Raw genomic sequence first — 26,780 nt, 5'->3', positions numbered from 1 at the left:
TGTTCGCGGGCGGAAACGGATCGGCCCCGGACTTGCCGGGGCCGATCGCGGGTTCGATCAGTTGTCGAGGAACGACCGCAGCTTCCGCGACCGCGACGGGTGCTTGAGCTTCCTCAGCGCCTTCGCCTCGATCTGGCGGATGCGTTCGCGCGTCACCGAGAACTGCTGGCCGACTTCTTCCAGCGTGTGATCGGTGTTCATGCCGATGCCGAAGCGCATGCGCAGCACACGCTCTTCGCGCGGGGTGAGCGAGGCCAAAACCCGGGTCGTCGTCTCGCGCAGGTTCGACTGGATCGCCGCGTCGATCGGCAGGATGGCGTTCTTGTCCTCGATGAAGTCGCCGAGGTGCGAATCCTCCTCGTCACCGATCGGGGTCTCGAGCGAGATCGGCTCCTTGGCGATCTTGAGGACCTTGCGCACCTTCTCCAGCGGCATGGCGAGCTTCTCGGCCAGCTCCTCCGGGGTCGGCTCGCGGCCGATCTCGTGCAGCATCTGGCGGCTCGTGCGGACGATCTTGTTGATCGTCTCGATCATGTGCACCGGGATACGGATGGTGCGGGCCTGGTCGGCGATCGAACGGGTGATCGCCTGCCGGATCCACCAGGTGGCATAGGTCGAGAACTTGTAGCCGCGGCGGTACTCGAACTTGTCGACCGCCTTCATCAGACCGATGTTGCCCTCCTGGATCAGATCCAGAAACTGCAGGCCGCGGTTGGTGTACTTCTTGGCGATCGAGATGACGAGACGCAGGTTCGCCTCGACCATTTCCTTCTTCGCCTGCCGCGCCTCGCGCTCGCCCTTCTGCACCATGTGGACGATGCGGCGGAACTCGACGATCTCGAGCCCGGTCTCGGAGGCGAGGTTCTGGATCGCGGTGCGGAATTCCTTGATCGTGTCGCCTTCCGACTTCACGAACTCGCGCCAGCCGCGGGTGCCGAGATTGGCGACGCGACGCAGCCAATGCGGATCGAGCTCGGAACCCTGATAGTTCTTGAGGAAGTCGTCGCGACCGACGCGATAGCTCTCGGCGAGACGCAGCAGACGACCCTCGAAGCCCATCAGCTTCTTGTTGATGTCGTAGAGCTGCTCGACCAGGCTGTCGATGCGGGCCTGATTGAGCGACAGGCTCTTGACCTGGAGGATCAGGTCTTCCTTGAGCTTCTTGTAGCGGCGCTCCTGGGAGGGCGACAGCGTCTCGCTCTTGAGACGGCCCTCGACCAGCTGCTCCTGCAGACGGGCGAGCTTCTTGTAGTCGTCGGCGATGAGATCGAAGATCTCCAGCACCTTCGGCTTCAGTTCCGCTTCCATCGCCGACAGGGAGACGTTGCCCTCCATGTCGTCTTCGGAATCCTCGGCCAGCTCGCCTTCGGCGGCGGCGGCCTCCTCTTCCGGTTCGGCCTCTTCGCCGTCGACGGGCACCATCGGCGGGCCGCCGGCGTTCTTGCCGTCGGGACCGGCGTAGGTCGCCTCGAGGTCGATGATGTCGCGCAGCAGGATCTTGCCGTCGTTGAGCTCGTCGCGCCAGAAGATGACGGCCTGCAGCGTCAGCGGGCTCTCGCAGAGGCCGGCGATCATCGCCTCGCGACCGGCCTCGATGCGCTTGGCGATGGCGATTTCGCCCTCGCGGGAGAGCAGCTCGACCGAGCCCATCTCGCGCAGATACATGCGGACCGGATCGTCGGTGCGGTCGGCCGGCTCGCGCGCGGCGGCACGCGCCGGCACCGAGGCACCGGTCGATTCGACGAGATCGCCGCCCTCGGCCTCCTCGTCCTCGGCCTTGCCCTCGCCCTCTTCCGCCTCGGCCTCTTCGGTCTCGACGACGTTGATGCCCATCTCGTTGAGCATCGCGAGAATGTCTTCGATCTGCTCGGAGGCGACCTGCTCGGAGGGCAGCACCTCGTTGAGCTCGTCATAGGTGACGAAGCCGCGCTTCTTGGCGAGCTTGATCATCCGTTTGACGGCGGCATCCGAGAGATCGAGAAGCGGACCGTCCTGGGTCTCGGGCGCCTGGACCTCGGTCTCTTCCGTCTCGCCTGCCTTGGTTGCCATCGATGGTCTCCTGGAATTGCCGTTGCCCGCCGACGGATGCCCCGCCCTCGACGGCCCCGTCATCGACGACACCGGAGGGGAGCGATCGCGTTCGACGCGCCGAAGGGTTGGATTACGGTGCTCGGGTTAAGCTCCGATTGACACTGTTCGACCGACGCACCCGGCCCCACCGGCCGCCGGAACCCGACAGCAAGAGAGGCAAGTCACGGGAAACGCCCGCAATTCCGGATCCCGTCCGCCCGCGCACATCCATTGCGGCGCCGATGCGAGAGAAATCCACGGGGATATGTAACGGGCGAATCACTTTGTGCAAGGGTGATTCGTCGCACGATTCGCCGATCGATGCGAATCGTGCGCATGCGAGCTCCGCCGAAAACCGCCACCGAGGGCCTTCCCGGACCCGCCCTCACCGTCCGCGCGGAGCACCTCCGGCCGAGATGCCACCGGCCGGCACCAGTTCGCCGTGCGATCGGCGGATCTCCTTGGCCTCTTCCGCCAGCTCCTGCTCGCGGCGGGCGTATTCCTCCTTGCGGCGGGCGATGTCGCGCGACATGCCGAGGATGCGCGCCTCCACCGTCTCGTCGGCATCGACGCCGATCATCGCCACCTCGCGGTCGAGGTCGCGTTCCATCTGCCGAAGCTCCAGCCGATCGAGGAAGTGCCAGAGGCAGCCCTCGACCCAGGTCTCCGGCGGGTGATGGGCGAGCACCTTGAAGCGCGACCGGAGCCGTCCGCCGCTCGGCTCGATCACCCGCCCCTCGGCGTCGACCACTTCCGCGCCGTGCAGCTCCTCGAGCAGGAAGAAGAAGCGCGGGTCGATGCCCTCGTAGAAGGAGGAGACCGAGAGCTCCGAGACCTCCGTCGCCATCCGGTGCAGCTCGCGCTTGAAGGCTTCGTGCGGCTCGAGCCCGAAGTCGAGCGCCAGCACGCGCTCCGCTGCTACCTCGAAGAGGTCGGGGAAGGCGACACAGAGGCCGAGCACCACCCGTTCGATGCCGACGAGATCGCCGCCGGTCATCGGCGGCATCGTCTGCTGGGCCTGCGGCGCACGGCCGCCCTTGCCCTGCCAGCCGCCGCCGCCCCGGCTCTCACCGCGCTCGCTCGACCAGAAGAGGTTGGAGAGCTTCAGCCGGAAGCGCAGCTGATAGGCGCGCTGGACGCGGGGGTCCTTGATCTCGTGGACGAGGTCTTCCAGCCGCTTCTCCAGCGCCGCCTTGCGCTCCGGCGTGTCGATGGCGGCGCCTTGCGTCTCGCGGTCCCACAGCACGTCGGCGAGCGGCACGGCGCGCGCCATCTCGGCGCGGAAGGCCTCCGCCCCGCCCAGCTGGACGAGCTCGTCGGGGTCCTTGCCGTCCGGCAGGAAGACGAAGTTGAAGGAGAAGCCCGACTTCAGATGCGGCAGGATGCGGTCGATCGCCCGATGCGCCGCCTTGATGCCGGCGCGGTCGCCGTCGAAACAGACGAGCGGCTCGGCGGCGAACCGCCACATGCGCTGGATCTGATCCTCGGTGAAGGCGGTGCCGAGCGTCGCCACCACCGCCGGAATGCCGGCCTGCCACACCGCGATGGCGTCGAGATAACCCTCGACCACGATGACCGAACCCTGATCGTAGGCCGCCGCCCGCGCGCGGTGGCCGTTGAACAGCATGAAGCCCTTGTGGAAGAGTTCGGTCTCCGGCGAGTTGAGATACTTCGGATTGTCCTCGCTGGTGAGCGCGCGGCCGCCGAAGGCGACCACCCGGCCGCGTTCGTCCTGGATCGGGATCATCAGCCGGTTGCGGAAACGGTCGTAGGTCGGCCGTCCGTCGTCCGGCTTGATGAGGAGGCCGGCGTCGACCATCGACGGCTCGTCGACGCCCTTGGCCAGCAGATGCCGCTTCAGCGCCTCGCGTTCGGCCGGCGCATGGCCGATGCGGAACTCGCGCACCGTGCGCGCCTCGAGCCGCCGCTTCTCGACATAGGCCCGCGCGTTGGCGCCGGGACCGAGCCGCAGGTTCTCCTCGAAGAAGCGCGCCGCCATCTCGCAGACGTCGGCGAGGCTGGCGCGATGACGCTCGCGCCGCTCCTCGCGCACGTCGGGCTTGGGCAGGCTGACCCCTGCCTCCCCCGCCAGCCGCTCGACCGCCTCGGGAAAGGTCAGGCCCTCCGTCTCCATCAGGAAACGGAACACGTCGCCGTGCTTGCCGGACGAGAAGCAGTGGTAGAAGCCCTTCTGATCATTGACGAAGAAGGACGGCGTCTTCTCCGGATTGAAGGGCGACAGACCGGCGAATTCCCGCCCCTGCTTCTTCAGGCGCACGCGCCTCCCCACGACTTCCGAAACCGGAAGCCGCGCCCGGATCTCGTCGAGGACGTGCGGCGGGTATTTCATGGGGGGAGTATAGGGGATGGAGCGGCGGGAAGCGATGCCCGCTGTACGCCTCCCCCTTGCCGAAATATATATTTTTGTATATACAAGCCGAGAGAACTCCCCATCTTCGACCGCCGATGGCCGCTCGAGAGGCGTGATCCATACACTCTGCACGTCAAAACCCGCAGAAGTTGTAGTACGATCGTCGCCGTCACGTCTTGAGAACCGCCATGACCGAAGAAACGGCACCCCTCTCCTTCGAATGGGACGAGAGCAAGCGGAAATCCAACATCGCCAAGCACGGCATCGACTTCACCCGTGCAATGCTGGCGTTTCTCGGTTCGAACGTCGACGTACCCAGCCGACACCCGACCGAAGAAAGGCGAAAGACCACGGCTCTCGTGGGCTCGAAATTCGTGACGGTGGTCTACACGATGCGGGGCGAGAAGATCCGCATCATCTCGGCGAGGATCGCGAGGGACGATGAGCGAAGAGCGTATCGTGCGTTATACGGCGGAGGAAATCCTCCGCAAACTGGCGACGGGTGAATTGAAGGACGAGACCGACTGGGCACGCGTCGATGCGATGACCGAGGAGGATCTCGAACGCGCCATCGCGTCCGATCCCGACGCCGACATCATGGACCCCGACTGGGACAACGCCGTCCTCGTCGTGCCACCGTCCAAGACGCCGATCTCGATCCGCCTCGACGACGACGTGCTCGCCTTCTTCAAGGAGGCCGGCCCCGGCTATCAGAAGCGGATCAACGCCGTGCTGCGCTCCTACATGGCGCACACGCAGAAACGCCGCGCCAAGCGCAAGCCCGACGCGGCGGAATGATGTGACGCGGTAGGCGAGCGCTCGGCGCCCTGCCCTCGTCGACGTCACCGTCGGCGCACGCGCACCACCACGTCGACGTCTTCCAGCTCGACGCCGGCCGGCAGGGTCGGCATGCCGATCACCTTGATCTCGCCGGGGGCGATGTCGATCACCTCGCCGGTCGAGCTGTCGTAGAGATGGTGGTGCGGCTGGGTGTTCGAATCGAAGACCACCTTGTCGGCGTCGATGATCAGGCGGCGCAGCAGGCCCGAGCGCTCGAAGAGATCGAGCGTGTTGTAGACCGTCGCCCGGCTGATCTCCGGCATCAGTTCCTTGGCCCGGCCCCAGACCTGATCCGCCGTCAGGTGGATCGGATGGGCGAGCAGCACGCGCGCGATGACGAGACGCTGCAGCGTCAGCGCGATGCCGGCGTGGCGCAGCCGATCGGCGAGCAGTTCGTCGCCCACTTCGCCGTTGCGCTGCGTCTCGGGAAGCATGATCTCGGTCAGCAGCGGCGAAAGGAAGGAAGCACGTCCCATGATCTCGAAGTCCCGATTGCGGCGGTGAAGAATTTCAGGATGGCACGTCGAAGTTCCCGCCGGTAGATGCGTTCAACCCCTTAGAACGAGTGTCGAAGTCCCGTCCCATCGCGTTCTTCCGTCCGACACCGGCCCGGAAGATCCCGTCGGCGCCGACCCCGCTCCCCGTCCGAGCGAGAGCCCGCCGTCCGGCGGAAGGAGCCGGCCGACGCGCGGAAAGAGGGGGGCGTGCGCGCCGGCCGTCTCGTTCGGATCCCGGCACGTCGCACGCGCCGGGACCACTGTCGTCCGCGGCCCTTCGGCCGTGGAGGTCTTGTCGTTCCGTCCTCAGCCGAAGGGCTTCGGGTGAGGCGTCTTGTCGGTCGAGGGCGGCAGGACCGGCAGTCTGAAGTCCGGCTGATCGCCGGTCAGCGTCTTGAGGAAGGCGACGATCGAGGCGTTCTCTTCCGCCGTGAACGTCTTGCCGAGCTGCAGGCGACCCATCAGGTCGACGACTTCGGTCAGCGTCCAATAGGCGCCGTCGTGGAAGTAGGGATAGGTCATCTCGACGTTCCGGAGTGTCGGGACCTTGAAGTTGAAGCGGTCGGCATCCTTGCCGGTGACCGCGGAGAGGCCCTCGGCCTTGCTCTTGGTCTGGTAGGGCGCGACCACGCCCATCTTCTGGAACGAGGCACCACCGACCGCCGGGCCGTTGTGGCAGGCGACGCAGCCACTGTCCTTGAACAGCTCGTAGCCGGCGAGTTCCAGCTTGGAGAGCGCCGTCTTGTCGCCCCCGAGCCACTTGTCGAACCGCGAGTTCGGCGTGACCAGCGTGTCCTCGAAGGCGGCGATGGCGGTCGTCACCCTGTCGATGTCGATGCCCGGCTTGCCGAAGGCCTTCTCGAACTCGGCGCCGTAGGCCGGGATCGACTCCAGCACCTCGATCGCCAGTGCATGGGTGAAGGCCATCTCGCCGGGGTTGGCGATCGGCCCGCCGGCCTGCGCCTTGAGATCCTTGGCGCGGCCGTCCCAGAACTGCGCCAGGTTCATCTTCGAATTGAGCACCGTCGGGGCGTTGATCGGCCCCTGCTGCCAGTGGTCGCCGATCGAGGTCGGCAGGTTGTCCGTGCCGCCCATCGACAGGTTGTGGCACGAGTTGCAGGAGATGAAGCCCGACTTCGACAGGCGGGGGTCGAAATAGAGCTTCTTGCCGAGCTCGACGAGAGCGGCATTGGTGATCTTGGCCGGAGGGATCGGCTGGATCGGTTCTTCGGCGCGCGCGACGACGGTCGACGTCGCGAGAGCGGCGAGGGATGCGAGAATCAGAGACATCGGGCGCGTCATGAGACGAACTCCATCGGATGGCCGGAAAGCTCCGGCGGCCCCTCCTCCCGGGATCGTCCGACGTTCTTGTGCCTGCCCTCTCCGTCCAGAGAAGCCGACGCGTCGGTCCGATCTGGACGCGTGATGCCATTTGGACGCGATCTAAGACTTGCTCCAGATCAAAGATGTCTGCGACATTTGTGCCGCGCGTGTCACTCTGCCGCAGAGTGGGGAAAGCGGAGTTGTTTCAACGAGAAACGTCGCCGCGGACAGGGCGGCGCGCACGCGCCTTCGCCGAGCGTCGCGAAGCCGCGACGCACCCGACGGTGAACGGTCGATGCGGGGGGATGGAGGCGTGGATCGCCGGCCGTGCGGACGACGGCCGGCGTCGAACGATCGCGGGGGCAGCCCCGCGACGGGGGACAGATCAGCCGACGAGCGCCGCCTTCACCAGACCCGAGGCCTTGGAGAAGTCCATCTTGCCGGAGAACCGCTCCTTGAGCGCCGCCATGACGCGGCCCATGTCCTTCGGCCCGGCCGCGCCGAGCTCGGCGACCAGTGCGGTGATCGCGGCCTTGGCCTCCGCCTCGTCCATCTGACGCGGCATGAACTCGCGGATGACGGCAATCTCCTCGCGCTCCTTGGCGGCGAGTTCCGGCCGGCCGCCGTCGTCGTAGAGCTTGGCCGAATCCTCGCGGCTCTTGACCAGCTTGGCGAAGAGCTCGGCGATCTCGCCGTCCGTGATGCCGTCGGCGCGGCCGTCCGCGCGCACCGCGATGTCCTTGTCCTTGATGGCGGCGCCCATCATGCGCAGGGTGGTCAGGCGCGCCTTCTCGCCGGCCTTCATGGCGGCCTTGACCGCCGCGTTGATCTCCTCGCGCATCGTCTTCTCCTGCATTCACCGAAATCGAAACCGCGCCTGCGGGCGCGTCGTCGCCTCTCTCTAGCGCATTCCGCGCGACGATGGCACGCCCTTCGCGAACGGCGCGCCCTCGGCGAGGCGGAAGCGGCGACGCCCGACCGGCTGCACCGCGCCCCTTCTCGGTTGACCGGCTTCCGCCTTCCCCCTATATCCCGCCGGAACGAGCGAGCGGCGACCTTCGCGGGGTCGGACGTCGCGCGCCCGGACGAGCCTGCGGCCCGCGCAAGCTCGCCCTCCGACCGGACCCCATTTCGGGACGAACGACATGACCGACGACGTCTGGGCGGAAGCCAAGCCGACCGCACTCCTGGTGCTGGCCGACGGGACCGTGATCGAAGGCGTCGGCCTCGGCGCGGTCGGCCACGCGGTCGGCGAGGTCTGCTTCAACACCGCCATCACCGGCTATCAGGAGATCCTGACGGACCCCTCCTACGCCGGCCAGATCGTCACCTTCACCTTCCCGCACGTCGGCAACGTCGGCGTCAACGGCGAGGACATCGAGACGGTCGAGATGGACCGGGTGCGTGGCGCCTGCGGCGTCGTCCTCAAGGCCTCGATCACCGAGCCGTCCAACTGGCGGTCGCAGAAGCATCTCGACGCCTGGCTGAAGGCCCGCGGCATCGTCGGCATCGCCGGCGTCGACACCCGCGCGCTGACCGCGCTCATCCGCGAGAAGGGCATGCCCAACGCGGTGATCGCCCACGCCCCCGACGGCGTCTTCGACCTCGAGGCGCTGAAGAAGGAAGCGGCCGCCTGGCCGGGTCTGCTCGGCATGGACCTCGTGCCGATGGTCGGCTCCAAGGACGCCTTCACCTGGGACGAGACCACCTGGTCGCTCGGCAAGGGTCACGGCAAGCAGGACGCCCCGCTCCACCACGTCGTCGCCCTCGACTTCGGCGTCAAGCGCAACATCCTGCGTCTGCTCGCCGATGCCGGTGCCAAGGTGACGGTGCTGCCGGCGACCGCCTCGGCCGACGAGGTCCTGGCGCTGAAGCCCGACGGCGTCTTCCTGTCGAACGGCCCGGGCGACCCGGCCGAGACCGGCAAATATGCCGTGCCGACCATCAAGGCGGTGATCGAGGCGGGCGTGCCGACCTTCGGCATCTGCCTCGGCCACCAGATGCTGGCCCTGGCGCTCGGCGCCGAGACCATGAAGATGCATCAGGGCCACCACGGCGCCAACCACCCGGTGAAGGACTTCACCACCGACAAGGTCGAGATCACCTCGATGAACCACGGCTTCGCGGTCGATCGCGACACGCTGCCGGCCGGTGTGAAGGAGACCCACGTCTCGCTCTTCGACGGTTCCAACTGCGGCATCGCGGTCGAGGGCAAGCCGATCTTCTCGGTGCAGTACCACCCGGAAGCCTCGCCCGGCCCGCGCGACAGCCACTATCTCTTCACCCGCTTCATGAACCTGATCCGGGCGAAGAAGGGCCAGAACCAGCAGCCCGAGCGGGTCTGACGGGCCGAGACGGCGCGCAACGACGACTTTCGACGGCCGGATCTCCCCGAGATCCGGCCGTTTCGCATCAGGGAGCCCCCTCCAGCGCCCCGCGCAGAAACGCCCAGATGCGCGGGTCGCTCGACTGGGCGACGTTGAAGCGCAGGAAGCGCCCGGCCGAGAGCGACGGCGAGAAGACGTTGCCCGGCGCGAAGACGATGCCGGCCGCCGCCGCCCGTTTCGAGATCTCCGCCGCCTCGACGCCCTCCGGCAACTCGACCCAGACGAAGATCCCCTCCTCCGCCCCGCCACGCGGGCGAAGCCCCACCCGCTCGAGCGACCGCACCACCCGTCCGCGCGCCTCGGCGATGCGGCGGCGCAGTCCCTCGACATGGCGGCGATAGCTGCCGTCGGCGAGGAGGCGGTGGATCACCTGCGCCGCCAGATCGTCGTTGGTGAAGGACGTGGCGAGCTTCATCTCCGTCAACTCGTCGATCAACCCCGGCCGCGCCGCGATCCAGCCCATGCGGATCGCCGACGACAGCGTCTTGGAGAAGGAGCCGACGTGGACCACCCGCTCCAACCCGTCGAGCGCCGCCATGCGTGGCGACGGCCGGCCCTCGAAATCGGAGAAGACGTCGTCCTCGATCACCGCGAAGTCGTGGGTCGCCGCGAGGTTCAACAGCCGATGCGCCGTCGCCGGGCCGATCCGCCCGCCGGTCGGATTGTGCGGGCCGGAGTTGGTCAGATAGACCTTCGGCCGCTCGACCGCCGCCGCGCGGGCGAAGGCCTCGAGATCCGGTCCGTCGGCATGGAAGGGAATGCCGACGACGCGCGCCCGATGCAGCTTCAGCTTGGCGCGGAAGTTGTAGTAGCAGGGGTCGTCGACGAAGACCGTGTCGCCCGGCTCGACGAGCCGCCGGAGCACCAGATCGACGGCCGCCGAGGCGCCAGCGGTCAGCAGCAGCTGCGACGGCTCGACCGCGATTCCCCGTTCGCCGAGGCGGATGGCGATCTGACGGCGCAAGCCCGGATGGCCGAGCGGATGGCCGTAGTCGACCAGCCGCGCGGCGGGATCGCGCGCCACCGCCCGGAGCGCCCGGCGGATGCCCGCCTCCTCCAGCCACTCGCTCGGCAGCCAGCCGCAGCCGGGTTTCGGCACCGACGGGTCGAGTTCCAGCGACTGCCGCATCACCCAGGACGGGTCGATGTCGCGATCGACGATCGGCCCCGGCTCGACCATCGCCCGCGACGCCGCCGCCACGGTGAAGCCCGAGCCCGGCCGCGACACCGCGCGCCCCGCCGCCACCAGCCGGTCGTAGGCCTCGACCACCGTCGATTTCGACAGGCCCTGCGCCTCCGCGAAGCGCCGGATCGACGGCAACCGCGCGCCGGGCGTCAGCCGCCGCTCGTCGATCGCCCGTTCGACCGCCGCCACCACGGCCGCCACCAGCGTCGGATGCGCGTCCCTGTCGATGCCGATGTCCATGTCCATGAACCGTCCTGCCGAATGTACCGGTACGGTTTGGCAAACCGTACCGTGATCGTACCTCGATCACTCGCGCCCGTCACGCCATTCTGAGACCGACCGCGCGTGGGCGCGCGCGGCAGGCATGGAGAGGCATGATGGACGGACGCAGGGCCGGGCTGATCGACGGACTGATCGGCGTGACGATGTTTTCCGGATCGCTGGTGGCGACCCGTTTCGCGGTGATCGGGCTCGATCCGCTGTTCTCCACCCACGCCCGCGCCACCGGCGCCGCGGTCCTCGCCGGCATCGCGCTGGCCGTCGCGCCGAAGCCGCTGCCGCGCCCGCGCGAGTTCGTGGCGCTGGCGATCGTCGCGGCGACGGTGGTGGTCGGCTTCCCGCTGTTCTCGGCGCTGGCACTGCGCGAGATCGGCGCCGGCCGCGCCACCCTCTTCATCGGCCTGCTGCCGCTCTTCACCGCCGCCTTCGCCATCGCCCGTGGCGCCACGGCACCTCGTCCGACCTTCTGGCTCTTCGCCGCCGCCGGCAGCGCCGTGGTCGCGACCTACGCGCTCTCCGGCTCGCTGTCGGGCACGCTGCGCGGCGACGGCTTCATCATGGCGGCAGTCGTCTCGGCCGGTCTCGGCTATGCCGAGGGCGCGCGCCTCTCGACCCGGCTCGGCGGCTGGCGGGTGATCTCCTGGGCGGTGATCCTCGCCCTGCCCTGGGCGCTCGTCGGCACGCTGCGCGCGTGGCCCGACTGGAGCCTCGTTCCGACCTCGTCGATCGGCGGCCTCGCCTATACCGCGGCGATCAGCCAGTGGCTCGGCTTCGTCTTCTGGTATCGCGGCCTCGAGCGCGGCGGCGTCGCGGCGGTGTCGCAGCTCCAGCTGCTCCAGCCCTTCCTCGGACTGATCCTGGCGGGGCTCCTGCTCGGCGAGACCATCGGCCTCGGCCTGATCGCCGCCACCGTCGCCGTCGTCGGCTGCATCGTCGGCGCCCGCATGGCCGCGGCGCGACCGAAGCCGGCGCCCGCCGCTCTCACAGGCTCGGCGCCTTGAACGTGTCGCAGGCGCCGAGGCGACCGCCCTCGAAACCGGCCTTGAACCAGCGCTGACGTTGGGCCGAGGAGCCGTGGGTGAAGCTGTCGGGCACGACGCGGCCGGTCATGGTCTTCTGGATCGAATCGTCGCCGATGCGGCTGGCGGCGTTCAGCGCCTCGTCGATGTCGCCCGGCTCGATGAAGTCGCGCTCCTTCTGGGCGTAGTGCGCCCAGACGCCGGCGAAACAGTCGGCCTGCAGCTCGACCTTCACCGAGGCGCGGTTCTGCTCGCGCTCGCTCATCCGGGCGCGGGCCTGGTTGAAGGCCGGCAGGATGCCGAGCTGGTTCTGGATGTGGTGGCCGATCTCGTGGGCGATCACATAGGCCTGGGCGAAGTCGCCCGGCGCGCGGAACCGCGTCTTGAGCTCGTCGTAGAAGGCGAGGTCGATGTAGACCTTGCGGTCGGCCGGGCAATAGAACGGCCCGGACGAGGCGTCCGCCTGGCCGCAGGGCGAGCGCGTGGCGCCGGAGAAGAGCACCAGCTTCGGCTCCTCGTAGCGCATGCCGGCGGCGCGCGGGTTGAGATCGCCCGCCTGCGCCGGCAGGATCTCCTTCCAGCGGTCCTCGGTGTCGCCGAGCACCACGGCGACGAAGCGGGTGAGCTCGTCCTTGCGCGCGGTCGACGGCTGACGCGGCTGCGGCGCCGGCCGATAGGACTGGGAGGACGACGTCCCCGGCCCGACCGGCATGCCCGAGAGCAGCGTCAGCGGATTGATGCCGAGCACCCAGGCGACGATCAGCATGATCACGATGGTGCCGATGCCGCCGCCGCCGATGTTGATCGGCAGACCGCCGAAGCCGCCGCCGGAATAGCCGCCGCCGCCCGACCCGGTGTCGTCGCCGCCGAAACCGCCGTCGTCGCGCCGATCCTCGATGTTGCCACTCTCGCGGTGCCCGTCCCAGCGCATCGCCGTCTCCCGATGGTGCGGGCCGCAGGGTGCGACGCGCCGCCCCTCCTTATATCGCAGGCCGCGCGCCCGGCGAAAGCGCTCAGGCGCGGCGCACGCGTCCGAGGAAGGCGCCGATCTCCAGCGACATGCGCTCGGCGCTGCCGGCGAGCGCCCGCGAGGCATCGAGCACGTCGGCGACCGCGGCGGCACTGCGTTCGCCCGCCGCCTCGACCACGGTCAGGCCGTCGCCGACCGCCCGTGCCCCCGCCGCGGCGCGCGAGACCGCCTGCGCGATGTCGCGGGTCGCCCCGCCCTGGGTCTCGACCGCACCGGCGATGCCCTCCGCCGCGCCGTCGAGCGAGCGTATCGTCGCCAGCACGTCGCCCACCGCCGCCGCCGATCCTTCGGTCGACGACCGGATGGCGCCGACCTGCGCGGCGATGCGCGCCGTCGCGTCGGCCGTCTGGTTGGCTAGCTGCTTGACCTCGTTGGCGACCACGGCGAAGCCGACGCCGGCCTGCCCCGCGCGGGCCGCCTCGATCGTCGCGTTGAGAGCGAGGAGATTGGTCTGCTTGGCGATGGTTCCGATGAAGTCGACGATCTCGCCGATCCGCTCGGCCTCCGTCGAGAGCGATCGCGTCGCCTCGACCGAACGCTCGACCTGATCGGCCGCCCGCCGCGCCATCGCCGCCGAGTCCGCCGCCCGCTCGCCGATCGTCGCGATCGAGACGGCGAGCCGATCGGTCGTCGCGGCGACGCTGGTGACCTCGCGCGAGGCCTCGTCGGCCGCCGCCGACACGTCGTGCGACCGCTCTCGCGTCGTCTCCGCCGCCGCCGCCATCTCGGTGGCGACCGCCTCGAGCCGCGCGGCCGCCGCCGAGACCTCCTCGACCACGCCGCGCACGCCGGCCTCGAAGGCCGCGGTCTCGCGTTCGAAGGCGGCGCGGCGCGCCAACTCGCCGTCGATACGTTCGCGCTCGACCACACGCATCTCCTCGACCGCCTTGAGCCCGTCGCGGAAGCCGGCGAGCGCGCTCGCCATCTCGCCGATCTCGTCGCGACGGCCGAGCCCCGGCAACGCCACGTCGAGATCGCCGCCGGCCATCGCCGCCATCGACCGCCGCAGCCGTTCGAGCGGCAGGCGGACCTGGCCGAAGATCAGATACCAGCAGATCGCCGAGGAGAGCGCGATGGCGAGCGCCGGGCCGACGATCAGGATCTCGCGGGTCTCCTCGCGCACCACCGCCGCCGCCTGCGTCCGCACCTGCGCCTCGCGGCCGAGGCGGCCGACGACGTCGCCGATCTCGACGAGGATCGCCTCGCGGTTGGCCTGGGTCGCCGGGTCGGCCGCCTGCAGTGCCGCCGCCTTCAGCGACAGGGTCCGCCCCAGGTCGACCGTGTCCTTCTGGAAGGCGACGAAGTCGTCGAAACGCATCGCCACCTTGCGGATGCGCGGATCGGCCTCGCCGCCGAGTGCCGCGACGAGATCGCCGCGCCGACGCGCCAGGGCGTCGACCGCCGCCCCCGTCGCATCCAGCGCCCGACGCCCCGCCGCCGGCTCGCTCGCGGTGAAGGCCGAAGCCCCGATCGCCGCCACGTGCTCGATCTCGCGCCCGATGGTCTCGGCGGCGAGCGCCCGCGCCCACTCCGCCTCGATCTCGCGGGAGCGCAGCACTTCCGCGTCGATCCGCACCACGGCGAAGGCCGCCACGGCGATCGCCACGATGCCCGTCAACGACGCCGTGACGACGAGCTTGGCCGACAGTCCGATCCGCATCGCACTCCATCTCCTTCGATGTATTCGAGCACGACGAAAGTCTCAGGCATCACCCTAATCGGACGTTAAATTCAAATCGCTTGAAAATGAATTTTCGATGACATCGCAGATTTTATCGAAATTCCAGATGCAATACCAAAGTCATATTTTCAGACACCACGCATGTGTCGCGAAATTCGACATACGCAATGATGTCTTTTATTGCGACATGACAGGAAACGTTGCGACATGTCGTCTCGGGCAAGGACAAAAAACCCGAGGGGCCGGATGGCCCCTCGGGTGAAACGTCGTCTCGCGATGATCGCGGCCGTTCAGGCGGCGCGCAGCTCGCGCATCAGGCGGTCGACCTGACCCTGCAGGGTCTCGGTGTCGCCGCGCATCCGCCGCGCCGCGTCCGCCACCTCGCGCGACTTGCCGTCGCCGGTGGCCGCGTCGCTCATCAGCCGCTCCATGTCCTCGGCGAGATTGCCGACGGCGGCGAGCGTGCCGGAGATGGCGCGGGTGATCTCGGAGACGGCGGCGTTCTGCTGTTCCAGCGTGCCGGCGATCGAGGTCGAGATGACGCTGACCTGGCCGATGCTGTCGCCGACCGACCCGGTCGCCTCGACCGCCTCGCGCGTCGCCTGCTGGATGACGCCGATGCGGCGCGAGATCTCCTCGGTCGCCTCGGAGGTCTGCCCCGCCAGCGCCTTGACCTCGGAGGCGACGACGGCGAAGCCGCGGCCGGCCTCGCCGGCGCGTGCCGCCTCGATGGTCGCGTTGAGGGCGAGGAGATTGGTCTGCGACGCGATCTCCTCGATCAGCGCCACCACCTGGCCGATCTCGGCGGAGGCCGAGTCGAGCCCGTGGATGACCTCGGTCGCATGCGCGGTGTGGCGCACCGCACCGCTCGACAGCGCGGCCGCATGGTCGACCTGCGCCACGATCTCGGCGATCGAGGCGGAGAGTTCCTCCGCCGCGCTCGACACCGCCTGGACGTTGTCGCGCGCCACCCGGCCGGCGGACGCGCTGGCCTCGGCCTGACGACGAGTGAGATCCGACACCCGCGACAGATCGCCGGCCGCCACTTCGAAGCCGTTCGCCGCCGTCTCGATGCCGCCGGCGGTCTGCTTGACGGTACCTTCGAGATCGTTCGCGAGGCCCGACAGCGCCTCGCGACGCATCCGCTCGGCCTCCGCCCGCGACCGCGCCTCGGTGGCCGCGTCGTCGGCGAGCCGCCGCTCGAGCAGATCGCGGAAGGCGACGACCGCCCGGGCGATCAGGCCGATCTCGTCACGCCGCTCCGCGCCCGCCACCTCGGCGTCGACATCACCGCCGGTCAGACGATTCATCGAGTCGGTCAGCGCCGCCAGCGGCTTCGTCACCCCCCGCGTCACCACGAAGGCGGTGAGCGCGATCAGGACGATGCCGGCGACGATCGCCAGCGTCAGCATGCGCGAATCGGAGGCGAGCTTCGCCTCGACGTCGGCGACGTGGAAGCCGGTGCCGAGCATCCAGTTCCAGCCGTCGATCTTGGTCGAATAGGCGAACTTGGGCGTCGATTCCTTGTCGCCGGGCTTCACCCAGTCGTAGACGAAGACGCCGCCACCCCGCTTGGCCGTCTCGATCAGGCCGACGATGATCGCCCGCCCGCTCGGATCCTTCATGCCGATGAGGTTCTTGCCCTCGAGTTCCGGCTTGCCGGGCAGCAGGATGTTGGTGCCGTCGAGCTCGTAAAGGAAGAAGTAGTTGGCGTCCTCGCCGAAACGGATCGGCCGGATCGCCTCTCGGGCGGCCGCGCGGGCGGCGTCCTGCGTCATCTCGCCCTTGTCGGCGCGCGCCCGGAAGCCGTTGATCATCGCCGCGACCGTCTCGACCTCGTGCCTGAGCTCGAGTTCCTTCTGGCCGTAGAGCGAGGCCGAGAGATTGGCGTGGGCGGCGTAACCGATGCCACCGATCGCCACCATGGCCAGGGCGACGAGAAAATAGATCTTGGAAGAAATGGAATGGAGCTTCGACATGCGTTTCTCCGATGCAGTCGTCGTGACGAACCGGTCGTCCGGCGATCGCGCCGCCCCGCGGCGATGGCCCCTAGACACGTGTCCCGTGCAGTCGATGTCGTTGCGCGTCCGCCGAAGCGAAAGCGCTCGAGAAACAAATGAACGAAGTCGGTAAATCGCCGATTAATGAGCGCCCGGCGATATGCATTGCGTCAATAGATTCACCACAGAACCAGCGACCGGACAAAGGATCGTCCTGACGTAACGTAGCCGAATACCTCGGAGGCGCCGTCATGGCGGTTCGCGGGGGCGAATGGCAGGGTTTCCATGGGAGAACCCCGATCCGCGCGCCTCGCCCCTTCCCTCGCGACGTGCTTTCCCCTATATACCGGCCCGGTCTGGACGCACTTCCGACTTGACCCGTCACAACGAACCGACGCGAGCCGCAGCCGCTGCGATCGCGTCGGCATGGTCGCGAGCACGCATGCCCAAGAGAACCGACATCAAGAGCATCCTCATCATCGGCGCCGGCCCGATCGTCATCGGACAGGCCTGCGAGTTCGACTATTCGGGCACGCAAGCCTGCAAGGCGCTGAAGAGCGAGGGCTATCGGATCATCCTGGTCAACTCCAATCCGGCGACGATCATGACCGACCCGGAGCTGGCGGACGCGACCTATGTCGAGCCGATCACCCCGGAAGTGGTGGCCAAGATCATCGAGAAGGAGCGCCCCGACGCGCTGCTGCCGACCATGGGCGGCCAGACGGCGCTGAACTGCGCGCTCAGCCTGCGCAAGATGGGCGTGCTCGAGAAGTACGGCGTCGAGATGATCGGCGCCACGGCCGAGGCCATCGACAAGGCCGAGGACCGCGAGCTGTTCCGCGAGGCGATGACCAAGATCGGCCTCGACACGCCGCGCGCCGCCTTCGTCAACACCTCCGCCCTGAAGCAGAAGTTCCGCGCCGAACACGAGGCCGGCCGCTCGGCCGCCGCCGCGGTCGCCGATCCGGACGCCCGCGCCAAGGCGCTCGCGACCTTCGAGGGTCAGTGGGCCGCCGGCGAGCAGGCGCGTCGCGAGGAGTACAATCTGACCGCCCGCCTTCAGGCGCTCGAGGCCTTCAAGGTCACCGGCCTGCCGGCGATCATCCGCCCGTCCTTCACCATGGGCGGCACCGGTGGCGGCATCGCCTACACGCTCGAAGAGCTCTACGACTGCGTCATGTCGGGCGTCGAGGCCTCGCCGACCAACGAGGTGCTGGTCGAGGAATCGGTGCTGGGCTGGAAGGAATACGAGATGGAGGTGGTCCGCGACCGCGCGGACAACTGCATCATCATCTGCTCGATCGAGAACGTCGATCCGATGGGCGTCCACACCGGCGATTCGATCACCATCGCCCCGGCGCTGACGCTGACCGACAAGGAATACCAGATCATGCGCGACGCCTCGATCGCGGTTCTCCGCGAGATCGGCGTCGAGACCGGCGGTTCGAACGTGCAGTTCGCCATCGACCCCGAGACCGGACGCATGATCGTCATCGAGATGAACCCGCGCGTGTCGCGGTCCTCGGCGCTGGCCTCCAAGGCCACCGGCTTCCCGATCGCCAAGGTCGCCGCCCGCCTCGCCGTCGGCTACACGCTCGACGAGCTGGCCAACGACATCACCGGCGGCGCGACCCCGGCCTCCTTCGAGCCGACGATCGACTACGTCGTGACGAAGATCCCGCGCTTCGCCTTCGAGAAGTTCCCCGGCGCCGAGCCGACGCTGACCACCGCGATGAAGTCGGTCGGCGAGGTCATGGCGATCGGCCGCACCTTCCAGGAGTCTCTCCAGAAGGCGCTGCGCGGTCTCGAGACCGGCCTCTCGGGCCTCAACGAGATCGAGATCCCCGGCCTCGGCCAGGGCGACGACAAGAACGCCGTGCGCGCCGCCCTCGGCACGCCGACGCCCGACCGTCTGCGCCACGTCGCCCAGGCCATGCGCCTCGGCGTCTCCGACGAGCAGATCCACGCCTCGTGCAAGATCGATCCCTGGTTCCTCGAGCAGATCCGCGGCATCGTCGACACCGAGGCGAAGGTCCGTGCCCACGGCCTGCCCAAGACCGCCGGTGCCTTCCGCAGCCTCAAGGCCATGGGCTTCTCCGACGCCCGTCTCGCCGAGCTCGCCGGCAAGACCGAGCCGGAAGTGAAGGCGCTGCGTCGCGGCCTCGGCGTGCGTCCGGTCTTCAAGCGCATCGACACCTGCGCCGCCGAGTTCGCCGCGCCGACCGCCTACATGTACTCGACCTACGAGATGCCCTTCGCGGGCACCCCGGCCGACGAGGCGCGTCCGTCCGACAAGACCAAGATCGTCATCCTCGGCGGCGGCCCCAACCGCATCGGTCAGGGCATCGAGTTCGACTACTGCTGCTGCCACGCCTCCTTCGCGCTGCGTGACGCCGGCTACGAGACCATCATGGTCAACTGCAACCCGGAGACCGTGTCGACCGACTACGACACCTCCGACCGCCTCTATTTCGAGCCGCTGACCTCGGAAGACGTGCTCGAGATCCTCGAGACGGAGAAGCAGAACGGCACGCTGAAGGGCGTCATCGTCCAGTTCGGCGGCCAGACGCCGCTGAAGCTCGCCGAGGCGCTGGAGAAGGCCGGGATCCCGATCCTCGGCACCTCGCCCGACGCCATCGACCTCGCCGAGGACCGCGACCGCTTCAAGCGCCTGCTCGACAAGCTCGACCTGCGTCAGCCCGAGAACGGCATCGCCTATTCGATCGAGCAGTCGCGTCTCGTCGCCGAGAAGCTCGGCTTCCCGCTGGTGGTCCGCCCGTCCTACGTGCTCGGCGGCCGCGCCATGGAGATCGTCCGCGACGAGGTCGGCTTCGACGCCTATCTCAACGGCACGCTCCCCGGCATGGTCCCCGCCGACGTCAAGGCGCGCTACCCCAACGACAAGACCGGCCAGATCAACATGGTGCTCGGCAAGTCGCCGCTGCTCTTCGACCGCTACCTGTCGGGTGCGATCGAGGTCGACGTCGACGCCCTCGCCGACGGCAAGGACGTCTACATCGCCGGCATCATGGAGCACATCGAGGAGGCGGGCATCCATTCGGGCGATAGTGCCTGCTCGCTCCCGACCCACACGCTGCCGGCCGACGTGGTCGCCGAGATCGAGCGTCAGACCCGCGAACTCGCGCTCGCGCTCGACGTCGGCGGCCTGATGAACGTGCAGTACGCGGTCAAGGACGGCGTGGTCTACATCCTCGAGGTCAACCCGCGCGCTTCCCGCACGGTGCCCTTCGTCGCCAAGACCATCGGCGAGCCGGTCGCCAAGATCGCCTCCCGCGTCATGGCCGGCGAGGCGCTCGCCTCCTTCGGCCTGAAGAAGAAGAACCTGAAGCACATCGCGGTGAAGGAGGCGGTCTTCCCCTTCGCCCGCTTCCCCGGCGTCGACACGGTGCTCGGTCCGGAGATGAAGTCGACCGGCGAGGTCATGGGCCTCGACACCGACTTCGCCACCGCCTTCGCCAAGTCGCAGCTCGGCTCCGGCACCCGCGTGCCGACCGCCGGCACGGTCTTCGTCTCCGTCCGCGAGGACGACAAGGACCGCATCGTCGCCTCGATGCGCGCCCTCGTCGACGCCGGCTTCAAGATCATCGCCACCTCCGGCACCCAGCGTCACCTCAACGACCACGGCGTGCCGGCGGCGAAGATCAACAAGGTGCTGGAAGGTCGCCCGCACATCGTCGACGTCATCAAGAACGGCGGCGTGCAGCTGGTGATCAACACCACCGAGGGCGCCCAGGCGCTGGCCGACAGCCGCTCGCTGCGTCGCGCCGCGCTGCTGCACAAGGTGCCCTATTACACGACGCTGGCCGGCGCCATGGCCGCGGCGGAGGCGATCGTCGCCTATGCCGCCGGCGAGCTGACGGTCCGCCCGCTGCAGGACTACTTCAAGGAACCCGCCTGATCGGCCGATCCTTCCGACACGCGATGCGCCCGTCGGGACCTCCCGGCGGGCGTTTCCATTGAATGCCCGATGTCCGACCACGAAGCCCGCGCCTAGCCGAAAAGTCGCGGGGAACCCGACCGCCGGCCGCCGGTGCGGTGCTTGAAGCGAGACGTTCGCGCGGTTATGATCGTGCCGCGTTTTCGTTTGAAGTTGCGGGCTCCGCGAGGGGCTCGCGCTTTTCTTTTGTGAGCGCCCGAGCCCGAGGCCGGCTGCTCCGTATCGTGAACGCCCGAGAAACGCGAACGAGGAAGTCCGAGACGATGGAGAAGATCCCGATGACCGCGGGCGGCCATGCCGCTCTCGAGACCGAGCTGAAGCACCGTCAGCAGGTCGAGCGCCCGCGCATCATCCAGGCGATTTCGGAAGCGCGCGCCCACGGCGACCTTTCGGAGAACGCCGAGTATCACTCCGCCAAGGAGCAGCAGAGCCTCAACGAGGGCCGCATCGCGGAGCTCGAGGACAAGCTCGGCCGCGCCGAGATCATCGACGTCGCCAAGCTCACCGGCACCAAGGTCAAGTTCGGCGCCACGGTCACCCTCGTCGACGAGGACACCGAGGAAGAGAAGAAGTACCAGATCGTCGGCGACATGGAGGCCGACGTGAAGCAGGGCAAGATCTCGATCTCCTCGCCGATCGCCCGCGCGCTGATCGGCAAGGACGTCGGCGACACCGTCGAGGTCATGGCCCCCGGCGGCGCCCGCTCCTACGAGATCATCGGCGTCCGCTTCGCCTGATCCCGTCTCTCGGGCGCGCTTCCCGCGCGCCCGGCCCTGCCGCCCGCGCCCTCCCTGCCCGCCGGACGCTTCTTCATGGCCTTTCACGAGCCCGACCGCAGTCTCGGCCCGAGTCGCATCTTCGCGGCGGCCCGCAACTCGATGGCCGGCCTGCGCTGGGCGCTCGCCGAACCCGCCTTCGTCCAGGAACTGGCTCTCGTCGTCGCGGCGACGCCGCTCGCCCTGTGGCTCGGCCACGGCCGCGTCGAACGCGCCCTGCTGGTCGGCGTCCTCGTGCTGATCCTGGTGGTCGAGATCGCCAACACCGCGATCGAACGCGCCTGCGACGCCGTCACGGCGGAAGAGAACCATAACGTCCGCATGGCCAAGGACCTCGGCTCGCTCGCCGTGCTGATGTCCTTCGTCCTCGCCGCCGCGGTCTGGGCCCTCGTGCTGCTGTGAGGCGGCGGGGCGCGTGGGGCCGTGCCTGGTGCGCGATGCTTCGAGACGCGGGTCTTCGACCCGCTCCTCAGCATGAGGCGTTTTTCATATTCGATACGAACACATACGCCTCATGCTGAGGAGCGCCGAAGGCGCGTCTCGAAGCATCGCGCACGGTCGCCGACTCGAACCCCGAGATCGCCTCAGCGTTCCCAGCCGACCGCCAGCCAGCGCCAGAAGGTCTCCTGCGCCTTGGCGAGCGCGGCGACGAAGCCGTGCGCCCCGTCGCGGAAGCCCTGCTTCAGGACATAGTGCCGGACGAAGGCCCATAGTCCGCGGCCGATCGCCGAGGCGAGCCCGCCCGTCTTCCCCCGCGCCCGCCGCTCGGCGGCGGACGCCAGCGCATAGCGCCGGCCCTTGTCGAGCACCTCGTCGATCGAGCGGTAGGAATGGTGGATCATGTCGGCGGAAAGATCGCCGACCGCGCCCGCGACCTCCATCCGCTCGTGCACCCGGTCGGGCGTGAAGCGGGCGACGTCGCGCCGGGCGAGCCGCAGGATCCGGTCGGGATACCAGCCGCCGTGGGCGAGGAACCGCCCGAGGAAGCTCGAACGGCGGTTGACCCGCCAGCCATGGACGCTGCCGCTGCCGATCGCCGCGCGGATCTCGCGCGCGAGGTCCGCCGGAATGCGTTCGTCGGCATCGACGGAGAGGACGAAGTCGCCGGTCGCCCGATCGAGCGCCCGCTGCTTCTGCGGCCCGAAGCCCGGCCAGTCCGCGGTCTCGACCACCACCGCCCCGGCGGCCTTCGCGATCGCCACCGTCGCATCGGTCGAACCGCTGTCGACCACCACGATCTCGTCGCAGAAGGCGAGCGAGGCGAGGCAATCGGACAGATCCGAAGCCTCGTTCTTGGTGATGAGGATGGCGGAAAGCCGCGGCGGCGCGCTCATGGGGCGACCTTTCTCGCGGCGATCAACCGGTCGAGCGTTTCGACGACGCGGGCCGGCCGCATGCTGTCGTGGCAGGGCAGCACCGCGGCGCCCGGCGTGATGCGGCAGGTGCGCGCCCGGCAGGGCGCGCAGTCGGCTGTGCTGGCGACCACGTCCGCCGCCTGCCCGACCGGACCGGTCAGCCCCGGCACCGTCGAGGAGAACAGCGCCACCGTCGGCACACCGAAGGCGGCGGAGAGATGCGTCAGCCCGGTGTCGACGCCGACCACCGCCCGCGCCGTGGCGATGCGTTCGGCGAGCACGCCGAGCTTGGTCTTCGCCAGATGCACGACACCCGGGACCGCAGCCGCGATCGCGGTCGCGACAACTTCCTCCGCCGCGTCCGCCTGGGTGACGACCGGCGTCAGGCCGCGGGCGACGAGGAGACGGGCGAGCTCGATCCAATGCACCGTCGGCCAACGCTTGGTCGCCCAGGTCGTGCCGTGCAGCAGGAAGACTTCCGCACTGCCCTCTCCCGCCCGCTCGAGGCCGGAGGCGAAACGCGTCAGGTCGGGCTCATAGCCGAGCACCGCGCCGAAGAGCCGCCGCGTGCGCTCCACCGCATGCGCCTCGCGGGCGACCGGGTGGGCGCGGGCATAGACCAGGCTCGCCGGCCATTCGCGCGCCGAACTGCCGTCGAAACCCTCGATCGGCCGCCGGGCGAAACGGGCGAGCCAGGCGCTCTTCACCAGCCCCTGCGCGTCGAGGACGACGTCGTAGGTCTCGTGCCGCAGCAGGTTCTTCACCGCGCCGATCTCGGCCCGCGTCTGCGCGGCGAGCAGCGCCTTGCGCCAGCGCCGGACCGCCACCGGCACCACCCGACGCACGCCCGGATGCAGCCGCGCGATGTCGGCGAAGCCCTCTTCGACCAGCCAGTCGATCGTCAGATCCGGCAGCGCCGCGAGCGCGTCCGTCACCGCCGCGAAGGTGTGGATGACGTCGCCCATCGACGAGGTCTTGACCAGCAGCACCTTCATGCGCCCGCCCCCGACACCCGTTCGGCCGCGGCCGCGACCGCCGGCGGCTCGAGCTTTTCGAGACAGTCGAGATGGCCGAGCGGGCAGATCTTCTCGTGGCAGGGCGAGCAGGGGAGCTTCAACGACACGATCTCGGCGCGCTCCGACAGGGGCGGCGTGTTCTCCGCCGAGGTCGAACCATAGACCGCGACGACCGGCGTCCCGACCGCGGCGGCGACATGCATCAGGCCACTGTCGTTGCAGACCGCGAAACGCGCCGCCGACAGGAGGTCGATCGCGTCCTCGAGCCGGGTCTTGCCGGTGAGGTCGATCACGCCGGGGGCGAGGCCGACGATCTCGGCGCTGACCTCGGCGTCCTTCGGGCTGCCGAGCAGGACGACGCGGTCGCCCTTCTCCATCCGCTCGCGGGCGAGCGCCGCATAGTGGCGCGACGGCCAGCGCTTGGCCGGCCCGTATTCGGCGCCGGGCATGAAGGCGACGTAGCCCCCCGCCGCGAGCCCGTACTCGGCGAAGAGCCGGTCTCGATTGGCCTCGTCCACCGTCAGCTTCGGCACCGGGCGCGGCCCGTCGACGCCGGAGAGGCGGAAATAGGTCTCCGCCGTCTTGCGTTTGATCGCCTCGGGCAGGTCCGGCATGCAGTTGAGCAGGCCGAAGCGCATCTCCTTGCGATAGCCGACCCGGTAACGGATGCGCGCGAAGAACGGCACCAGCGCCGACTTCCACGAGCCGGGCAGCACATAGGCCTCGTCGTAGAGCCCCGAGAGGCTGCGCCCCAGCCGCCAGCGCACGCCGAGGCCGAACTCCTTGGGGCGAAACGGCGCATCGATGCGGGTGCGCACCTCCGGCATCCGGTCGAGCAGCGGCGTCGCCCAGGTCGGCGCCACGACGTCGATGTCGCAGTCCGGATCACGCCGCTTCAGTGCCGTGAACAGGCACTGAGCCATGACCATGTCGCCGACCCAGCGCGGGCCGATCACGAGGATCTGGCGGCGAGCCATGCAACATACTCCCGAACGCCGGTCTCCACGTCGCGGAACGCGCCGTTGTAGCCGGCCCCTCTGAGCTTCGAGATGTCGGCTTCCGTGAAGCTCTGGTAGCGCCCCTTCAGATGGTCGGGGAAGTCGATGTATTCGATCGCGCCCTTCCCCAGTCCCTCGATGACGCCCTCGGCCACCGTGCGGAAGGGCTGCGACCGGCCGGTGCCGCAGTTGAAGATGCCGGAGGCGCCGGCATGCCAGGCCCAAAGGTTGACGGCCGCCACGTCCTCGACATGGACGAAGTCGCGGCTCTGCTCGCCCGGACCGTAGCCTTCCCAGGCGCCGAAGAGCTTGGGGTTCTCGCCGCGCTTCACCTGGTTGAAGAGGTGGAAGGCGACCGAGGCCATCGCGCCCTTGTGGCCCTCGCGCGGCCCGTAGACGTTGAAGTAGCGCAGGCCCACGACGGGGGCCGTGAGCGTATCCCAGCGCCGGCGGACCCAGTCGTCGAAGAGCTTCTTCGACCAGCCGTAGACGTTGAGCGGCGCCTCGAACTCGCGCTCCTCGCGGAACACCGATCCGCCGCCGTAGGTCGCGGCCGAGGAGGCGTAGAGGAAGGGGATCTTCCGCTTCTGGCAGTAGAGGAACAGCGCCTGGGAATAGGCGTAGTTGACCTCCATCACGAACTTGCCGTTCCACTCGGTGGTGGCCGAGCAGGCGCCCTGATGGAAGATCACCTCGATCCCCATCTCCTCGTCGGCGAGGATGCGGGCGAGGAACGTGTCCTTGTCCTGATAGTCGGCGATGTCGGCTTCGACGAGATTGACGAACTTGGTGCCGTCGGTCAGGTCGTCGACGACGAGGATGTCGTCGCGGCCTTCCGCGTTCAAGGCCATCACCAGATTGGAGCCGATCATTCCGGCTCCGCCCGTCACCACGATCATCGGACCTCTCCGGGAAGGGGCATCGCGCCCTCGCGTTTCGCTCCCTCTCTAGACGAGCCCGGTCACGAGGTCCACCACGGCGCGCGAGAGCCGGAAGACCCCTCGCCTTGTCGGCGCGTCGTTCCTGGAGTATTCCGCCATCCGCGGCGCGCCCGCGCCCGACACCCGCGAGTGCCATGACGACGAACGTCTTCGCCGACCTCTTCGACCGCGACGGTCGCCGCCGTCTCTCCCACGCGCTGCAGCACGGCGCGCTGGTGGCGATCGCCTGGACCCTCGCCCGGATCGGGGTCGACCGCGCCTCCGCGCTGATGGGTCGCGCCTGGCGCCTCCTCGCGCCGCTCAATTCCCGCCACGCCCGCGCCGACCGCCATCTGGCGATGGCCTTCCCCGAATGGAGCGCCGAGAAGCGCCGCGAAGTCCTCGGCGACATGTGGGAGAACCTCGGTCGCACCGCCGCCGAGACCATCCTGCTGCCGCAGCTCCTCGCCGAGCCCGACCGGGTCGCCTGGACCGATCACGACGGCATCATCGACAAGGCCCTCCACGGCGCCTTCTTCGTGTCGCTGCACACCGGCAACTGGGAGGTCGTCTCGGTGCCGCTCGCCCGGGCCGGCGTCGACCTGCGCGCCGTCTACAAGCCGTTGCGCAATCCGGCGGTCGAGCGCTGGCTGGTCGAACGCCGCCGCGCCCTCTACGGCAACGGGCTGATGCCGCTCGATCGCACCGTCGCGCTGAAGATGATGAGCGCCGCCAAGTCGGGCGCCACCCTCGCCGTCCTCGGCGACCTGCGCGACGACACCCGCATCACCGTCTCCTTCTTCGGCCGCGACGCCCACGCCAATCCCTTCCCGGCGATGCTCGCCCGCAAGCTCGGCCTGCCGATCGTCGTCGCCCGCACCATCCGCCGCGACGGCGCCCGTTTCGAGATCGACGCGGTCGAGATCGACGTCACGCGCAGCGACGACCAGAAGGCCGACATCCAGGCGACGACTCAGGCGATCCACGACGTCTACGAGCGCTGGATTCGCGAATACCCCGCCCAATGGATGTGGGCGCACCGCAAATGGTGGGGAACATAGAGCTTTTTTCGTC

General features: G+C 68.8%; 21 protein-coding genes. 8 read left to right on the top strand and 13 right to left on the bottom strand.

Features of this window, described 5'->3' with window-relative positions; all coding sequences use genetic code 11:
* Positions 1 to 57: 57 nt before the first annotated feature.
* Positions 58 to 2,049 carry an RNA polymerase sigma factor RpoD gene (rpoD, locus tag ACT541_RS14795; RefSeq protein WP_476137852.1) on the bottom strand — a complete coding sequence of 664 codons (1,992 nt, stop codon included), beginning with the start codon at positions 2,047 to 2,049 and terminating at the stop codon, positions 58 to 60.
* Positions 2,050 to 2,455: 406 nt separating this feature from the next.
* Entirely contained in the window at positions 2,456 to 4,420 is a 1,965-nt protein-coding gene (dnaG, locus tag ACT541_RS14790) for a DNA primase (protein WP_476137851.1), read from the bottom strand.
* 209 nt (positions 4,421 to 4,629) lie between these two features.
* On the opposite strand from dnaG, the gene ACT541_RS14785 reads away from it, so the two are divergent.
* Entirely contained in the window at positions 4,630 to 4,947 is a 318-nt protein-coding gene (locus ACT541_RS14785; RefSeq protein WP_476137850.1) for a BrnT family toxin, read from the top strand.
* Complete coding sequence (locus ACT541_RS14780) at positions 4,883 to 5,239, top strand: BrnA antitoxin family protein (protein WP_476137849.1); 357 nt, start codon at positions 4,883 to 4,885, stop codon at positions 5,237 to 5,239. The genes ACT541_RS14785 and ACT541_RS14780 overlap by 65 nt, the downstream gene beginning before the upstream one ends.
* A gap of 44 nt (positions 5,240 to 5,283) precedes the next feature.
* Here ACT541_RS14780 and ACT541_RS14775 read toward each other — a convergent pair whose 3' ends face one another.
* The 3 genes from ACT541_RS14775 to ACT541_RS14765 form a co-directional block, all read right to left on the bottom strand.
* Positions 5,284 to 5,757, bottom strand: a complete 474-nt coding sequence (locus ACT541_RS14775) for a Fur family transcriptional regulator (RefSeq protein WP_476137848.1) — start codon at positions 5,755 to 5,757, stop codon at positions 5,284 to 5,286.
* Positions 5,758 to 6,084: 327 nt separating this feature from the next.
* The gene (locus tag ACT541_RS14770) at positions 6,085 to 7,068 is read right to left on the bottom strand and encodes a cytochrome-c peroxidase (protein ID WP_476137847.1); all 984 of its coding nucleotides are present in this window, start codon (positions 7,066 to 7,068) and stop codon (positions 6,085 to 6,087) included.
* Positions 7,069 to 7,486: 418 nt separating this feature from the next.
* Positions 7,487 to 7,957 (bottom strand): GatB/YqeY domain-containing protein, encoded by a 471-nt coding sequence (locus tag ACT541_RS14765; RefSeq protein WP_476137846.1) that lies wholly within the window; start codon positions 7,955 to 7,957, stop codon positions 7,487 to 7,489.
* A 289-nt stretch (positions 7,958 to 8,246) separates the two neighbouring features.
* On the opposite strand from ACT541_RS14765, the gene carA reads away from it, so the two are divergent.
* Positions 8,247 to 9,446 (top strand): glutamine-hydrolyzing carbamoyl-phosphate synthase small subunit, encoded by a 1,200-nt coding sequence (carA, locus tag ACT541_RS14760; RefSeq protein ID WP_476137845.1) that lies wholly within the window; start codon positions 8,247 to 8,249, stop codon positions 9,444 to 9,446.
* 67 nt (positions 9,447 to 9,513) lie between these two features.
* Here the strand turns inward: carA and ACT541_RS14755 are convergent, their stop codons facing one another.
* A complete protein-coding gene (locus ACT541_RS14755) occupies positions 9,514 to 10,914 on the bottom strand; it encodes an aminotransferase-like domain-containing protein (RefSeq protein ID WP_476137995.1) in 1,401 nt (466 codons plus the stop codon).
* A gap of 137 nt (positions 10,915 to 11,051) precedes the next feature.
* Between ACT541_RS14755 and ACT541_RS14750 the strand changes: the two genes are divergently transcribed.
* Positions 11,052 to 11,954, top strand: a complete 903-nt coding sequence (locus tag ACT541_RS14750; RefSeq protein WP_476137844.1) for a DMT family transporter — start codon at positions 11,052 to 11,054, stop codon at positions 11,952 to 11,954.
* Here ACT541_RS14750 and ypfJ read toward each other — a convergent pair.
* From ypfJ to ACT541_RS14735, 3 genes are all read right to left on the bottom strand, one after another.
* Complete coding sequence (ypfJ, locus tag ACT541_RS14745) at positions 11,935 to 12,903, bottom strand: KPN_02809 family neutral zinc metallopeptidase (RefSeq protein ID WP_476137843.1); 969 nt, start codon at positions 12,901 to 12,903, stop codon at positions 11,935 to 11,937. The two genes, ACT541_RS14750 and ypfJ, sit on opposite strands and share 20 nt — an antisense overlap.
* A gap of 82 nt (positions 12,904 to 12,985) precedes the next feature.
* Complete coding sequence (locus ACT541_RS14740) at positions 12,986 to 14,662, bottom strand: methyl-accepting chemotaxis protein (protein ID WP_476137842.1); 1,677 nt, start codon at positions 14,660 to 14,662, stop codon at positions 12,986 to 12,988.
* Positions 14,663 to 14,973: 311 nt separating this feature from the next.
* Positions 14,974 to 16,662 carry a methyl-accepting chemotaxis protein gene (locus ACT541_RS14735; protein WP_476137841.1) on the bottom strand — a complete coding sequence of 563 codons (1,689 nt, stop codon included), beginning with the start codon at positions 16,660 to 16,662 and terminating at the stop codon, positions 14,974 to 14,976.
* A 463-nt stretch (positions 16,663 to 17,125) separates the two neighbouring features.
* Here ACT541_RS14735 and carB point away from each other — a divergent pair, with 463 nt between their 5' ends.
* From carB to ACT541_RS14720, 3 genes are all read left to right on the top strand, one after another.
* On the top strand, positions 17,126 to 20,602 hold the full coding sequence (gene carB / locus ACT541_RS14730) for a carbamoyl-phosphate synthase large subunit (protein ID WP_476137840.1): 3,477 nt from the start codon (positions 17,126 to 17,128) through the stop codon (positions 20,600 to 20,602).
* Positions 20,603 to 20,904: 302 nt separating this feature from the next.
* Entirely contained in the window at positions 20,905 to 21,378 is a 474-nt protein-coding gene (greA, locus tag ACT541_RS14725) for a transcription elongation factor GreA (RefSeq protein WP_476137839.1), read from the top strand.
* Positions 21,379 to 21,453: 75 nt separating this feature from the next.
* Entirely contained in the window at positions 21,454 to 21,819 is a 366-nt protein-coding gene (locus tag ACT541_RS14720; protein ID WP_476137838.1) for a diacylglycerol kinase, read from the top strand.
* 182 nt (positions 21,820 to 22,001) lie between these two features.
* Here ACT541_RS14720 and ACT541_RS14715 read toward each other — a convergent pair whose 3' ends face one another.
* The 4 genes from ACT541_RS14715 to rfaD are packed head-to-tail and all read right to left on the bottom strand — an operon-like array spanning position 22,002 to position 25,685.
* Entirely contained in the window at positions 22,002 to 22,751 is a 750-nt protein-coding gene (locus ACT541_RS14715; protein ID WP_476137837.1) for a glycosyltransferase family 2 protein, read from the bottom strand.
* Positions 22,748 to 23,767, bottom strand: a complete 1,020-nt coding sequence (waaC, locus tag ACT541_RS14710) for a lipopolysaccharide heptosyltransferase I (RefSeq protein WP_476137836.1) — start codon at positions 23,765 to 23,767, stop codon at positions 22,748 to 22,750. Before waaC ends, ACT541_RS14715 begins: the two co-directional genes overlap by 4 nt.
* Entirely contained in the window at positions 23,764 to 24,765 is a 1,002-nt protein-coding gene (gene waaF / locus ACT541_RS14705; RefSeq protein WP_476137835.1) for a lipopolysaccharide heptosyltransferase II, read from the bottom strand. Before waaF ends, waaC begins: the two co-directional genes overlap by 4 nt.
* The gene (gene rfaD / locus ACT541_RS14700; protein WP_476137834.1) at positions 24,741 to 25,685 is read right to left on the bottom strand and encodes an ADP-glyceromanno-heptose 6-epimerase; all 945 of its coding nucleotides are present in this window, start codon (positions 25,683 to 25,685) and stop codon (positions 24,741 to 24,743) included. Before rfaD ends, waaF begins: the two co-directional genes overlap by 25 nt.
* A 176-nt stretch (positions 25,686 to 25,861) precedes the next feature.
* Here rfaD and ACT541_RS14695 point away from each other — a divergent pair, with 176 nt between their 5' ends.
* Positions 25,862 to 26,767 carry a lysophospholipid acyltransferase family protein gene (locus ACT541_RS14695; protein ID WP_476137833.1) on the top strand — a complete coding sequence of 302 codons (906 nt, stop codon included), beginning with the start codon at positions 25,862 to 25,864 and terminating at the stop codon, positions 26,765 to 26,767.
* Positions 26,768 to 26,780: the final 13 nt, after the last annotated feature.

It is taken from the genome of Pinisolibacter sp. DMC100 (genome assembly GCF_056313705.1).
The sequence above is the reverse complement of the archived record's forward strand: the minus strand, read 5'-3'. Positions and strand labels throughout refer to the sequence as shown.